Raw genomic sequence first — 12811 nt, 5'->3', positions numbered from 1 at the left:
CGCAACAACTTTGTACGAAAAATCGTACAAAGAGCTCTCGAAGCAGTCGATCGCGGCAGTTTTGTACGAAAAGTCGTATAATTTCGAAAGAACATTTCACACGGCTGCTTTTACCGTTCAACTTATATTAGTTAAAAATTACGATGATAGACGTTTTTATAAGATAACTTAAGATACTGAAAGCATAAAATTGGATCATGCAAGGAGAGAGCACTATGCTGGAAACGGTGAAAGGCGCAATATTCGATCTGGACGGCGTGATTGTAGATACAGCCAAATACCACTACTTAGCCTGGCGATCGCTGGCCGAGCGGCTTGGATTCGAATTTACAGAAGTCGATAACGAGCGGCTTAAAGGGGTTAGCCGAGCGGAGTCTCTGCGCATTCTGCTTGAGATCGGAGGGATAGAGGCCGGGGAGACGGAGCGCATGGAGATGACAGAAGCAAAAAACAGAGAGTATCTGAACTATATTTCCAAGCTGGATCCCTCCGAGATTTTGCCGGGTGCCAAGGAATATTTACAGACATTAAGAGAAGCAGATATTAAAATTGCGCTAGGTTCGGCTAGTAAAAATGCGGCTTTTATTTTGTCGCGGCTCGGCATCACCAAGCTGTTCGACGCAGTGATCGACGGCACGAAAGTGTCTAAAGCCAAGCCGGATCCCGAGGTATTTCTTGCGGCTAGCGCTGCGCTTGGACTGGAACCGCCCGAGTGCGTCGTGTTTGAGGATGCCGCGGCTGGCGTGCAGGCGGGAAAGGCGGCTGGCTGCAAGGTTGTGGGGATCGGCAGCCCTGATGTTTTGCATGGGGCAGATCGCGTGATCGCCGGACTAGATGAACTGATTTAAGGTTTTGGCCATGATAAGCGGTTGGATGGTGTAGGCAGACTATCAAGCCGATCCTGCTCTAGCAGGGTCGGTTTTTTTGCCATTGCAGGAATTTCACTAGTCTAAGGCTAATTTCATGAATTACAGACAAGAAGCCTGCCTAAGCAGATTCAATATTGAAATGAGAAGGCGGATGGTCGACAGCCATTCAAGCATGCGCCGATCCCGCATCGTCCGCACAGGGAGCAGTGAAAGCATGATGTTACCGGCTCGAGTTGGCATCCGATATGTCGTAATACGAAACGAATCGGAGAAATGCTTATCATGTGCGTAGAAACGCGCATACTTGCCCGTTTTCATAATTGATATAGTTAAAGTGCCGGGGGTGCATGGCAAGTGAATTTGAAAATAAAAAATCCGTTGAACAAGATGAATGTGAAGCAGCAGCTTATTTTACTTTTTTTAGTCATGATCATTCCGTTATTTGTTTTAAATGCCTATGGTAACTACAGGGCTGGGCAGATTTTGAAACGCCATGTGACGAATGCCTATATCGAGTTGAACAAGCAAAATTTCAAGCTGATTAGCCGTGACATCGAAGCGATCAACAAGGTGAGCTCTACCGTGTTCCAAAATTCGCTGCTGCAGCAGTTAAATCCGGTTTCAACCGAGGAGACGGTCTTGGAACGGGTAAAAAACTACGAAAATCTTGAGAAATTTCTAGCGACTTATTCCCAAGCTAGCGATGAACGCGAGCCGTTGTATTATTCGCTGTACGTTTACGATCCTCTAAATACATACAGCTTCGCGCCTTTTTATCCAGGGCCTCGGAAATCCGGCGTGTATTTCTTTGCCGATGAGGAGAAGCCGGAATGGTTCAACGAGGCAATTGAGAAAAAGGGCCGGGGTTATTTGAGACTGGTGGAGCATCTGTCTCCGCCGACGAAAGGACAGAGCAGCCAAAAAACGCTGGCCTACATCCGGGCAATTAACAGCATTTACAAAAATGGCACGATTGGCGTATTGGTTGTGACGAATTTGGATGCCCGAATTGGCGAATCACTGGGAACTGTATCGCTTCCGGAGGGGGAGCTTTTTTTTACGGATGGGGAGAATCGGGTTCTTGCAGCCAGTACGCCTGAACACGAGGCTGTGCTTAGCTTGCCTGCGGAAGCAAATTCCGGTGATTCGATGATCGGAGTAATGGATGTAATTACCGACAAGTTTATTTATGTCATTAATTATAATTACGTTCTCCAACAGAAGCTTGTATATAAGGTGCCTTTACAGGCACTGCTCCAGCAGCAAAACGAGATCAAGCAGGTGATTCAGCTTATTTCTATCGTTTATTTTGCGGTGGGTCTGTTTATTTTGCTATATTTCTGGCGTTCGCTGATGACGCCGCTGCAGCGGCTGGTGTATTTCGTGAGAAGATATGAGCCGGGGAATGTCGTACCGGAGACACCGAGGCGGGGGAGAAATGACGAGATTAGCGTGCTGATTTACACGATACATGATATGGCTCGCCGCTTAAATGCGCTTGTGCATTATAAGTACACCATGGATCTGAAGCAGAAGGAGAGCCAGTTGCAAATTTTGTATCAGCAGATCAATCCTCATTTGCTGTATAACACACTGGAAAGCATCTATTGGAAAAGCGCGATGGAAGGCAATACCGCTTCTGCCGAAATGATCAAGGAATTGTCCAAGCTGATGAAAATCAGTCTTAGCCGGGGCAGAGAATTAATTACACTTGAGGAGGAGCTGGAGCATGCTTCGGCCTATATCAAGCTGCAGCAGCACAGGTACGAATATCAGTTTCGTATTTTCATCGATATCCCGGAGGAATTGCTTCCCGCCGTCATTCCTAAAATCACACTGCAGCCAATCATTGAGAATGCGATTATTCATGGGGTTAAGCATATGGGGGAAGACGGCGAAATATGGATTAGCGCTTCGGGGGATGAAAAGAATATGTACATTTGTATAGAGGACAACGGCTATAAGACAGTGGATTATGAAATGATTAATCGGCTGCTTAACGAGGAGAACCCGCATCCAGCGTTTGGTTACGGTATTCGCAATATTAATCAGCGAATCAAGCTGCATTTTGGAGCAGCTTACGGGTTGAGCTATAGCGGACGTTCGGAAGGCGGAACCAAGGTGATGCTTCATTTACCCAAATCTTTTCAAGGCCAGGGGGAGTAAACATGTACAATATTTTGGTCGTTGACGATGAACCGTTGATTTGCAAGGGCTTGGCGGGGTTGCTCCATGGATCCGGGCTTGGCTTAGGCGCCATTCATACCGCTTATAGCGGGCAAGAAGCGCTTGACTACATTCGTATAGAAGATATTGATTTGCTTGTCACGGACATTCAAATGGGAGAAATGAGCGGTATTGAGCTTATGCAGCAGGCAAAAATGATCAAGCCGTGGGTACAAACGATTATAATTTCAGCTCATGAAACCTTTCAATATGCGCAAATGGCACTCAGGCTAGGGGCTAAGGATTATTTGATCAAACCGCTGAACAGCGAGCAATTTCTCGATTCAGTGCGTAACGCCCTGCTCAAAATGGATAAGCCGGTTCCACCAATCGATGACTTTTTGGCACCGGAGGCGGAGCATTTTCAAATGGAGGAGCTCGGCCCGGAGAAAAGCGAAGGGCTAAAGCGCTTGCTGGCTGGCTCTGCCCTTGCAGCAGCCGGGATGGCAACGGAAGAAGAAACGCTGCTGCATTGCCAGCTGGGGCTTCGCGGGCCTTATTTTGCCGTGATTAAAATGAAGCTGGATTTACCGAGCGAAGGCGAGAGTGCTTATAGCGCTAAAGATCGCCGATTGCTCCAGTATGCTGCGCTGAATATAGCCAAGGAGCTGCTTTACAAGGAATGGAAGGCGCTGTCCTGTTATTCTGAAGAGCGGGAAATCAGTATAGTACTGCAATGGAATGAGGAGGAGTATGCCGAACTGGATATCAACAAAATCAATCAGCTCGAGATGTTCGGGCGAAGCCTGCACCATTATGTTCATAAATATTTGGGATTGGTTTCCTTGATCGGAATCAGCCAAATTTTGAAGGGGACGGAGTTCCTGACCTTGCTGGGTCAACAGGCCAATAAAGCGATGCTGTGGGGCAGAGAGGATGGGGATTACCATGTGTTCTATTACGGCGACTTCAATTGGCATAACTACAGCCAGGATCCCTCTTCTGAAGAGCTTACGACACAGAGCAATCGAATCGTTGAGAGCGCAAGGCTGTACATTGAGGAGAATTACAATCAGAAAGGGCTGACCATCCATGATGTGGCCAAGAAGAACCATGTCAGTCCTAATTATCTTAGCTATTTGTTCAAAAAGAACACCGGCCATAACTTGTGGGAATACGTCATCAAGCTGCGTATGGAGGAGAGCAAATCTCTCATCTTGAATACCGACCTTCGCCGCTACGAAATCGCCGAGCGAGTCGGCTACGAATCCCCGGAGCATTTCAGTAAAATTTTCAAAAAATATTTCGGCGTCAGTCCTAGTGAGCTGAAGAAGTAAGAACGGCTATAGTTCGCATAGTTTTACACATGTTCGGGGCTCCCTCGTTTTTTTAAGATATAAGAAAGGTTTCAAGTTCAGACATTACAGGGGAATGAGGGAGTCTCATGAATGAAACGCTGATATCTCCCGGCACCTCCATAACCAAGGAGCCGGAGAAGCGAACGGGCAAGGAATCAGGAAAGAAGCAAATGCACAACGAACCAGAGAAGCAAGTCTATAAGGAATCGAAGAAAGCGTCCATCTGGAAGAAATATATGTGGGGGTATTTATTTCTTGTTCCGGCGATTGTTATTTTTATCGTGTTCTTGTGGGTGCCGATCACGAAGGGAATCGTGTACAGCTTCTACAATATTGATTTTGTGAAAGGGAACACGTTTGTCGGCTTCGATAACTATATCAAAATTTTCAATAATCCAGATGTGCTTCTGGCCGTCAGAAATACGCTGTATTTCATGCTATTAACGTTGATCATTGGCTTCTGGGTGCCGATTGCGGCTTCGATTGCCATATCCGAGCTAAAGTTCTTTCAAGGGTTCGCCCGGATTGCTGCTTATCTGCCGTTTGTCGTTCCCGGCGTCGTGCTGTACGGGATGTGGAGATGGATGTATGATCCGGTCGGGCCGATCAACGCGCTGCTGGGTTTGTTCGGAGCCGAGCCGATCTCGTTCATTTCGGACGGCAGGTGGTCGATGGTCTCGCTGGTCGTCATGGAGACCTGGCAGCAATTCGGGTCAGCGATGCTGATCTACTTGGCCGGGGTGCTGAGTATTCCGAAGGATTGGTATGAGGCGGCGGAAATCGATGGAGCCGGCGTCTGGAGCCGGATTAAATACATTACTCTCCCATCGATGCGAAATTTGATTGTATTGATGCTGATTTTGCAGCTTATCGGCACCTCCCAGGCTTATCAGTCGCAGCTTGCAATGCTGGACGGCGGTCCGAACAAGGCTACGCTCACCTACGCCCTTCTTACGGTGAAATATGCCTTCACTCAGCTTGATTACGGGGCAGGTACCGCACTGGGGGTTCTGATGTTTCTGGTGCTGAGTACTCTTGGAATCATTCAATACAAGCTGAACAAGGAGGATTATTGAAATGGAAGAGAGAGGGATTCTATCGGCAGCCGATTTGCGGAAGCCGCTCAATAAAGCGGTGTACGCTTTTATGGTGCTATGCATTGCGGCAATGGCCTTTACCATGCTGTATCCAATCGTCATGACGATGTTTAACGGACTAAAAACGAATCAGGAGATCAATACGTTTCCGCCCCGCTTTTTTCCGACGGAATGGCACTGGGAGAACTTCACGAAGGGCTGGAACTATATCAAGCTTCCAATATTTTTAAAAAATACGCTGTTGATTTTTGTCGGTAATCTGTTCATGACCGTGCTGGTGCTTGGGCTGGCGGCTTTCAGCATTTCGCGTATCCGCGTTCCTTACAGCCGGGCGGTGTACTTCTTCATTCTGATGACGCTGTTCATCCCGGCGGCCAGCTATATGATTCCGAATTTCGTGAATCTGAAGGAATTGGGGTTGTTGAATTCATATTGGGCGTTCTGGCTTCCAGCGGGAGCGAGCGCGTACTATTTTCTGCTTATTAAAAACTTCTTTGACGGCATCCACCCGGAAATTTTTGAAGCGGCACGAATTGACGGCGCCTCGGAGTTGACCAGTTTCGTGCGGATTGCGCTGCCGCTCTCGGTTCCGATTTTCGCTACGCTGGCGATCTTCATTTTCTCTACAGCCTGGAACGACTGGTTCTGGCCCTCGCTCGTCATGCATACGGAGGATAAATACACCTTGGCCACGGCGATATACAAATACGTGATCAACGCCAGGTCGCTGGACAGCAGCATTAAATTCAATATTTTATTTATGGTTATGATTCCACCGATATTCGTATTTCTAGTCTTCCAAAAATTCATTATGCGCAGCGTCAGCTTGTCGGCGGTAAAAGGATAGCGTTGACAATTCCGTAGCCTTGCACATGATCGCCATATGAATGCACATCGTATGCAGACTATTCGTCTTCTATGATAAAGATGTAACCAACAACATTATGGAAAAGGGGAGTATCGATGCGCAAGTTCACAGCAGTACTGATGTGCCTTCTGCTATCCGGATCGCTGCTTGCGGCCTGCGGCGGCGGAAACAATGCGGAGGTCAAAGATAATGGAGGCACGGCAAGCAATGGGGGCAGCAGCAACAATTCCGCGCAACCTGAAGGGACAACCGACGATATTACCGCAAGGAAAATAACGATTAAAGTTCATTATCCACTACCGGACGAAACAACGCTTAGACAGCAGGAGGACGATAAAATTGCCCGTTTCCAGGCGAAATATCCGAACGTGACAATCATTAAGGACGATTGGGCCTATGATGTGAATGAAATCGGCGTGAAAATGGCCTCCAACGAGGCTCCGACATTTTATAACACCTGGGCCACGGAAGCGAATTTCCTTGTAGAACGCGGCTGGGTCGCCGACATTACGGAGCTGTGGAACAACTGGGAGTATAAGGATCAGATGAACGACGTTTTGCAGAACCAGTTCAACGTAGATGGCAAAATATATGGCGTTACACAGAACGGTTATATTACGTCAACCATCGTGAACAAGAAGCTGGCGGCAGAGAAAGGAATTACACTTCCTGCCCTGGACTGGACTTGGGATGATATGTACAACGTAGCCAAGGGGGCTGCCGATCCGAAGAAGGGCATTTCCGGGATTGCCCCGATGGGCAAAGGGAATGAGGCGGGCTGGAACTGGACGAACTTCCTGTTTGAAGCCGGCGGAGATATCGAAACGGTGGAGGATGGCAAGGTTAAGGCGGTGTTCAACTCCGAAGCCGGCGTGAAGGCGCTGGATTTCTACAAGAAGCTGAGATGGGAAGCGAATGCCATTCCGCAGGACTGGGCGCTGGGCTGGGGCGATGCAATCAGTTCCTTCCAGCAGGGCCGTACGGCGATGGTCATTGCCGGGGCGTTTGACGTGCTCCAAGCGGCATTGAATGAAGGCGGCATGAAGCCGGAGGACGTCGTGGCTTATCCGATGCCTGCCGCAGAAAAGGGCGGAAAGCATTATGGGATTCTAGGCGGAAATTATCTCGTTATTAATCCAAACGCAACGAAGGATGAACAGGAAATGGCTTTCCGTTACATCACGTTTGATTATTTTACGGATGAGGCATTGAAGTCTGTTGAGGATACGATTCAGGCTCGCAAAGCCGAAGGAAAATACTTTGTTCCGACACCGCTGGAATATTTCAGTGACGATTCCGAGTACGCGGCAAAAGTGAAGGCGATATATGAAAAATACGATAACGTATACAAATATGATCCGGAGCTCTTCAGCCTGCTGGAAGGCAAGCCGGAAGCACAGTTCGGCACACAGGACTACTATGCGACGATGTCCAATGTAGTACAAGAGTCGTTCTCGAAGAAAGGAACGGATTCTCAGAAACAGCTCGATATCGCTGCACAATTTGTGCAAGAGCATTATTTTGATAAAATCGAACAAAAATAATAGATGGTTTGATTAAGCGGTTCCGCATGACGGAGCCGCTTTTTGCCCTCTCAGGTCGTGCTGGAGGAGCATGCAACCTGAAAGTGGGCTGAAAGTTCGCGCCATTTCGTTGACAATGGACTCTGGAAGGTGAAAAATCGTAGACAACATGATCCGAAGGAGGAGGCGCTTGATGAAAGGGGTTCAGGGTATTGGATGGCTTGCTAGTCTGTGTGCCGCCATACTTGTCGGGGTGATCGGGCTGGAATGGCTGCAAGGCGGAGATAGAGCTGCTGATCTGCCCGGCAAACCCAAATCATTGGTTGCTACGATCAAAGGAGATGCTCGTACTACCAGGGCGTTTACATGGTATACCGGAGAGGCGGATTCCTCGGAAGGGAAGCTGCAGATAACTCAGGGTATCGATGCTCGAATGCTGGAGGAAAGCGATGTGTTGACTTATCGGGCGGAATCCACCATTGTCGATATCGGCGCAGGGCAGAAGAATACCGCTCATCAAGTTGAGGTCACTGGCCTGGAACCGGGTACTACGTACATTTACCGGGTGGGAAACGGGCAAACAAAGGGCTGGAGCGAGCCGGCCGTGTTTACGACGGAGCGGGAGACTGAGGATGCGTTCACATTTATAAATGTTGCAGACTCGCAAGGGGAGACGGAAGCGGATTTCGAGCTGTGGGGCAAAACGCTGGACAAGGCCTTTGAGGCTTTTTCGGGAGCCCGGTTTATCATTCATAACGGGGATTTGACGGAAAATCCAGAGGATGAGTCAGCGTGGGATCATTTCTTCGGCAAGGCGTCAAAGTGGCTGCCTAGCATTCCGCTTATGCCGGTTACAGGCAATCATGACGAAATAGACGGAAAGGCTGAGCGATATACCAGCCATTTCAATTTACCGGATAACGGGGCGAAAAGATCTCTTCCCGGCACCTCTTACTCGTTTGATTATGGAGATGCGCATTTCATCATTTTAAATACGGAATCCAACATTGGCGGTCAGACCGAGTGGCTTCGCCAGGATTTGCAAAGCACGGACAAGCCATGGAAAATCGCAGCGATCCATCGTCCGGTGTACGGCGGCAATAGCTATAGCAAAGTGCAGGAATGGGCCGAGGTGTTCGATGAGTTCGGCGTCGATCTGGTGCTGCAGGGACATAATCACGAATATTCGCGTTCTTATCCGGTTCGTGGCGGGGAAGTCGTCGCGCCCGGTGAAGGGACAGTGTATGTCACTATAAATACGGCTGGACAGAAATTTAATGAGAAGAAGAGGGAGCGGTTCTATCATGCCGTACATTTTCAAAATGGGAAGCAAATGTTTGCTGGGGTTACGATTAACGGAAACACACTGACCTATCAGGCTTATGACGTGGATGGGAAGCTGCTGGATGAAATCGTATTGGCACAGCATAATTAGCAATGATAATCCCCGGAATATTCGGAATATTTACGTCCCCTTGTCAGCACAATAACCCATGATTGGTGCAAATACATCGATAAGGGAGTCTATGCGTTGAACCAGACAAGCAAAGGAGCAAAGGATAAACCGCTGCAATGGTGGCAGTTGTCGTTAATGGGGGTAGCCTGCACTATCGGCACGGGCTATTTTCTTGGGACAGGCGTCGGCATACAGATCGGCGGGCCGGCGATTATTCCAGCGTTTGTACTGGCTGCGATCGGAACATTTGTCGTATTTGACGTACTCGCCCGCATGAGCTCGCAAGACCCTCAGGAAGGTTCATTTTGCGTTTATGCGCGAAAAGGCTTTGGGCGCTGGGCTGGCTTCAGCAGCGGTTGGGTGTATTTTTCTTCGGAGATCTTAATTATGGGAAGTCAAATGGCAGCTCTTTCCCTATTTACCCGCCTATGGTTCCCAGGACTGCCGATGTGGATGTTCGCTTTGGTTTATGCAGTACTCGGCCTGGTCATCATCATTTTGGGGACAAAAGGGTTCGAAAGGGCAGAGCATTTGTTTGCGGTCATGAAGCTGGCTGCGATCATCGCCTTTCTGGCGATTGCCGGCGCTGCTATTCTGGGCTGGCTCGGCGGGGGCAAGCACGCCCCCAATTGGCCGATGCCTGTGTTCCCGACAGGGGCATTAGGCGGATGGTCCAGTCTCATTTATGCGTTCTACGCCTTTGGCGGCATCGAGGTGATGGGACTTCTGGCGATACGTCTAAAAGATCCCAAGGAGGCTCCCAAGGCGGGACGCTGGATGATCGGAACCTTGGCGATTCTTTATATGGCCTCCCTGGTGCTGGCGCTGAGCCTGGTTCCCTGGAACACCATGGGTTCTAAAGAAAGTCCGTTTGTCGCTTCGCTGAAAGGCTATGGTTTGAGCTTTGTGCCGCATCTTTTTAATGGGGCTTTCATTATTGCCGGGTTCTCAACGATGATTGCCTCACTGTTTGCTGTCATTACTATACTTGTAACGTTAGCCAAAAATAAAGATGCCCCTCCGCTGTTCGCTAAGGTGAGCCGCGGGAAGAGAGAAACTCCTTACTTCGCGATTGGAGTTACGGCCCTTGCTCTGACCGGCTCCATTCTGTTAGCTCTCTTCATGCCGGAGAAAATGTATGAGTATGTGACGACTGCAGCCGGTTTGATGCTGATGTACAATTGGATGTTCATTCTCTTCACGTCAGGCAGGCTGCTGCAGTTAAACGGCTGGGGCCGGACGAAGCGTTGGATAAGCACTGCGATCATTGCTTTGGCGGTAAGCGGAACCGTGTTCCATCACACGAGCCGCCCGGGCTTATGGATTAGTTTGGGTTTCGTCTTATTGATCGGAGGAATAACGTTGTTGATGAAACGGATTTGGAGCAAGAACAGAAGCAGGAATAGAAGTAAGGTACGGCGCCCGAGGCAGGAGGGAGAGCTAACATAGTCCCCCGGGAGTATACAAAAGAGGAGGCAGCGTCCATCGCTGCCTCCTCTTTTGGGTATGCGTCCCAAGATGCGTTATGGCAGCACAATGATCAGCGAACCCGATTGAGCCGATCATTGTGCCGTCCATTTCACACCATTTCCCTATAATGGGTCAGGACTATGATTTTTCGAGATTTAGGGTATTGTTTTGCTTCAGGTATCTAAGAAAATCTTAGCATACGTAATTGCATACTTCACCTATAAGAATGTATAGGGATAGATAAGATTAACGTCTATAAGTAGGACAGCCGACTGGCAACCGATACTGCTTCTGTGCTGGATTGAACACCGAACTTCTCGAAGATGATTTTTTTATGATGGTTCACGGTGCATTCTTTAATATTTAATTTAAGGGCAATGGACTTGACCGTCTGGCCTTGGGAGATCAACCTCAGCACATGCAGCTGGCGCTCCGTCAGTTGAATAGGCCGTTCCTCCACCAACGGCGGCTCGGGGAAATTTTGCAGATGACTCAGCATGTTGCCCGGAAGCAGCTTGGCGATGGCGATCAGCTCGCTTTTCATATTTGCGTTAATGGTGGAGACGTCGAGGTAGCCTATCGTTCGCGAACCAAGGGTCAGCGGCGTGGAGAAGCAGTGCCAGTTTTTGAAGAAGGGACTTTCGTGCTCTTCAGGCGGCAAATAAATTGGACTGCGGCGGGCCATCGCCTCGGATATTGCATTTACGCCACAGCTCTCCTCCGTAAAATACATCCCAACGCGAATTTCGGATTGGCGTACGATCTCCTGCAGGTTTTGGCAATAGTCCATAGCCAGCAGTACGCCTTCGGCATCGGTTAGCAGAAACAAGTAAGTGCCTGATAAATGCTCCTTAATGTTGGCAATGCAGTCCTGAAATATGGCCGTAAGAGATTTATTGTTTTGCAAGATACGCTCAAAATCCGATTTGGATGTAAAGGCGGCGGTTGATGTTGAGGACGGCTGATGTGATACATCTATTTTTTCTGACATGAATTGAGACCCCCTTACTACCGTTCATTTCGAAAAAAGCAGTTCTCTTCCTATTTATCGGGTCGGCCAACGTAAATTTTGAATAAAGATTGTAAAATCGGAGTTAAAGCTTCAAAATAAAGAGGAATTATGGTTGCAGCAAAGAGGACTAAAGATCATTTATACTAGATTATTATCCATGGTGATAGGCAAGGGAGACAGAGATATGAAACTGGTGTCATGGAATGTCAACGGACTTAGAGCGTGTGTCAATAAAGGATTTTATGATTATTTCCGAGCGGCGGATGCGGATATATTTTGCGTTCAAGAAACCAAGCTTCAGGCGGGACAAATTGACCTCGATCTGGGTGAGGAGTATGAGCAGTATTGGAATTATGCGGAGAAGAAGGGCTATTCCGGAACCGCTGTGTTTACGAGAATCAAGCCGCTTTCCGTGCGATATGGCATAGAAGAGGAATCGGAGCCGGAAGGGCGGATTCTTACGCTGGAGTTCGAGGCGTTCTATCTGGTAAATGTGTATACGCCGAATGCGAAGCGAGACTTATCCAGGCTGGCTTACAGGCTGGAGTGGGAGGAGCGGTTTCGTCGTTACCTGGTAGAGCTGGATCGCCATAAACCCGTTATCGTAACCGGGGATATGAATGTCGCGCATCAGGAAATTGATATCAAAAATGCCAAATCGAACGTCGGCAATTCCGGCTTTACGCTGGAGGAACGGGAAAAAATGACGCAGCTGCTCGAGGCCGGGTTCGTAGATACGTTCCGTTATTTTTATCCTGACCGGGATAATGTCTACAGCTGGTGGTCGTATATGCCGAAAGTAAGGGAGCGGAACATCGGCTGGAGGATCGATTATTTCCTGACTTCCGCTCGGCTAAGCGAGAAGCTGGTAGACGCGCAGATCGATTGCCATGTAATGGGCAGCGACCATTGTCCTGTCACGCTGGAGATGGCGGATTAATTTTTGCTAAATCATCAAGCTTGTGGCGGCGGCTAGTTAATACTCGGAAATA

At 48.6% G+C, this 12811-nt stretch carries 10 protein-coding genes; 9 read left to right on the top strand and 1 reads right to left on the bottom strand.

Annotation, left to right across the window (positions count from 1 at the left end):
* Positions 1 to 215 precede the first annotated feature (215 nt).
* From pgmB to ACE3MQ_RS21460, 8 genes are all read left to right on the top strand, one after another.
* Positions 216 to 848, top strand: coding sequence for a beta-phosphoglucomutase (pgmB, locus tag ACE3MQ_RS21495; RefSeq protein ID WP_379396528.1), 633 nt, complete (start codon positions 216 to 218; stop codon positions 846 to 848).
* 408 nt (positions 849 to 1256) lie between these two features.
* Positions 1257 to 3035: a sensor histidine kinase gene (locus ACE3MQ_RS21490; RefSeq protein WP_379396584.1), complete on the top strand. Its 1779-nt coding sequence runs from the start codon at positions 1257 to 1259 to the stop codon at positions 3033 to 3035.
* A 2-nt stretch (positions 3036 to 3037) separates the two neighbouring features.
* Complete coding sequence (locus ACE3MQ_RS21485; RefSeq protein ID WP_379396526.1) at positions 3038 to 4372, top strand: response regulator; 1335 nt, start codon at positions 3038 to 3040, stop codon at positions 4370 to 4372.
* Positions 4373 to 4479: 107 nt separating this feature from the next.
* The gene (locus tag ACE3MQ_RS21480; protein ID WP_379396524.1) at positions 4480 to 5469 is read left to right on the top strand and encodes a carbohydrate ABC transporter permease; all 990 of its coding nucleotides are present in this window, start codon (positions 4480 to 4482) and stop codon (positions 5467 to 5469) included.
* Between the two features lies 1 nt (position 5470).
* Complete coding sequence (locus tag ACE3MQ_RS21475) at positions 5471 to 6337, top strand: carbohydrate ABC transporter permease (RefSeq protein ID WP_379396522.1); 867 nt, start codon at positions 5471 to 5473, stop codon at positions 6335 to 6337.
* Positions 6338 to 6453: 116 nt separating this feature from the next.
* Positions 6454 to 7902: an ABC transporter substrate-binding protein gene (locus tag ACE3MQ_RS21470; RefSeq protein WP_379396520.1), complete on the top strand. Its 1449-nt coding sequence runs from the start codon at positions 6454 to 6456 to the stop codon at positions 7900 to 7902.
* A 172-nt stretch (positions 7903 to 8074) separates the two neighbouring features.
* Complete coding sequence (locus tag ACE3MQ_RS21465; protein WP_379396518.1) at positions 8075 to 9316, top strand: purple acid phosphatase family protein; 1242 nt, start codon at positions 8075 to 8077, stop codon at positions 9314 to 9316.
* A 96-nt stretch (positions 9317 to 9412) separates the two neighbouring features.
* On the top strand, positions 9413 to 10786 hold the full coding sequence (locus ACE3MQ_RS21460) for an amino acid permease (protein ID WP_379396516.1): 1374 nt from the start codon (positions 9413 to 9415) through the stop codon (positions 10784 to 10786).
* Positions 10787 to 11060: 274 nt separating this feature from the next.
* Here the strand turns inward: ACE3MQ_RS21460 and ACE3MQ_RS21455 are convergent, their stop codons facing one another.
* Complete coding sequence (locus ACE3MQ_RS21455) at positions 11061 to 11798, bottom strand: LuxR C-terminal-related transcriptional regulator (RefSeq protein WP_379396514.1); 738 nt, start codon at positions 11796 to 11798, stop codon at positions 11061 to 11063.
* A gap of 205 nt (positions 11799 to 12003) precedes the next feature.
* On the opposite strand from ACE3MQ_RS21455, the gene ACE3MQ_RS21450 reads away from it, so the two are divergent.
* On the top strand, positions 12004 to 12759 hold the full coding sequence (locus ACE3MQ_RS21450; RefSeq protein ID WP_379396512.1) for an exodeoxyribonuclease III: 756 nt from the start codon (positions 12004 to 12006) through the stop codon (positions 12757 to 12759).
* Positions 12760 to 12811: the final 52 nt, after the last annotated feature.

It is taken from the genome of Paenibacillus lentus (assembly GCF_042714055.1).
GTDB classification, from domain to species: Bacteria; Bacillota; Bacilli; order Paenibacillales; family Paenibacillaceae; genus Fontibacillus; species Fontibacillus lentus_A.
This window is presented reverse-complemented; position numbering and strand designations above follow the sequence as displayed.

Excerpts from the sequence above, each read along its gene's own strand:
- pgmB (WP_379396528.1), top strand. The coding sequence starts at position 216 with ATGCTGGAAACGGTGAAAGGCGCAATATTCGATCTGGACGGCGTGATT.
- ACE3MQ_RS21490 (WP_379396584.1), top strand. The coding sequence starts at position 1,257 with ATGAATGTGAAGCAGCAGCTTATTTTACTTTTTTTAGTCATGATCATT.
- ACE3MQ_RS21485 (WP_379396526.1), top strand. The coding sequence starts at position 3,038 with ATGTACAATATTTTGGTCGTTGACGATGAACCGTTGATTTGCAAGGGC.
- ACE3MQ_RS21480 (WP_379396524.1), top strand. The coding sequence starts at position 4,480 with ATGAATGAAACGCTGATATCTCCCGGCACCTCCATAACCAAGGAGCCG.
- ACE3MQ_RS21475 (WP_379396522.1), top strand. The coding sequence starts at position 5,471 with ATGGAAGAGAGAGGGATTCTATCGGCAGCCGATTTGCGGAAGCCGCTC.
- ACE3MQ_RS21470 (WP_379396520.1), top strand. The coding sequence starts at position 6,454 with ATGCGCAAGTTCACAGCAGTACTGATGTGCCTTCTGCTATCCGGATCG.
- ACE3MQ_RS21465 (WP_379396518.1), top strand. The coding sequence starts at position 8,075 with ATGAAAGGGGTTCAGGGTATTGGATGGCTTGCTAGTCTGTGTGCCGCC.
- ACE3MQ_RS21455 (WP_379396514.1), bottom strand. The coding sequence starts at position 11,798 with ATGTCAGAAAAAATAGATGTATCACATCAGCCGTCCTCAACATCAACC.
- ACE3MQ_RS21450 (WP_379396512.1), top strand. The coding sequence starts at position 12,004 with ATGAAACTGGTGTCATGGAATGTCAACGGACTTAGAGCGTGTGTCAAT.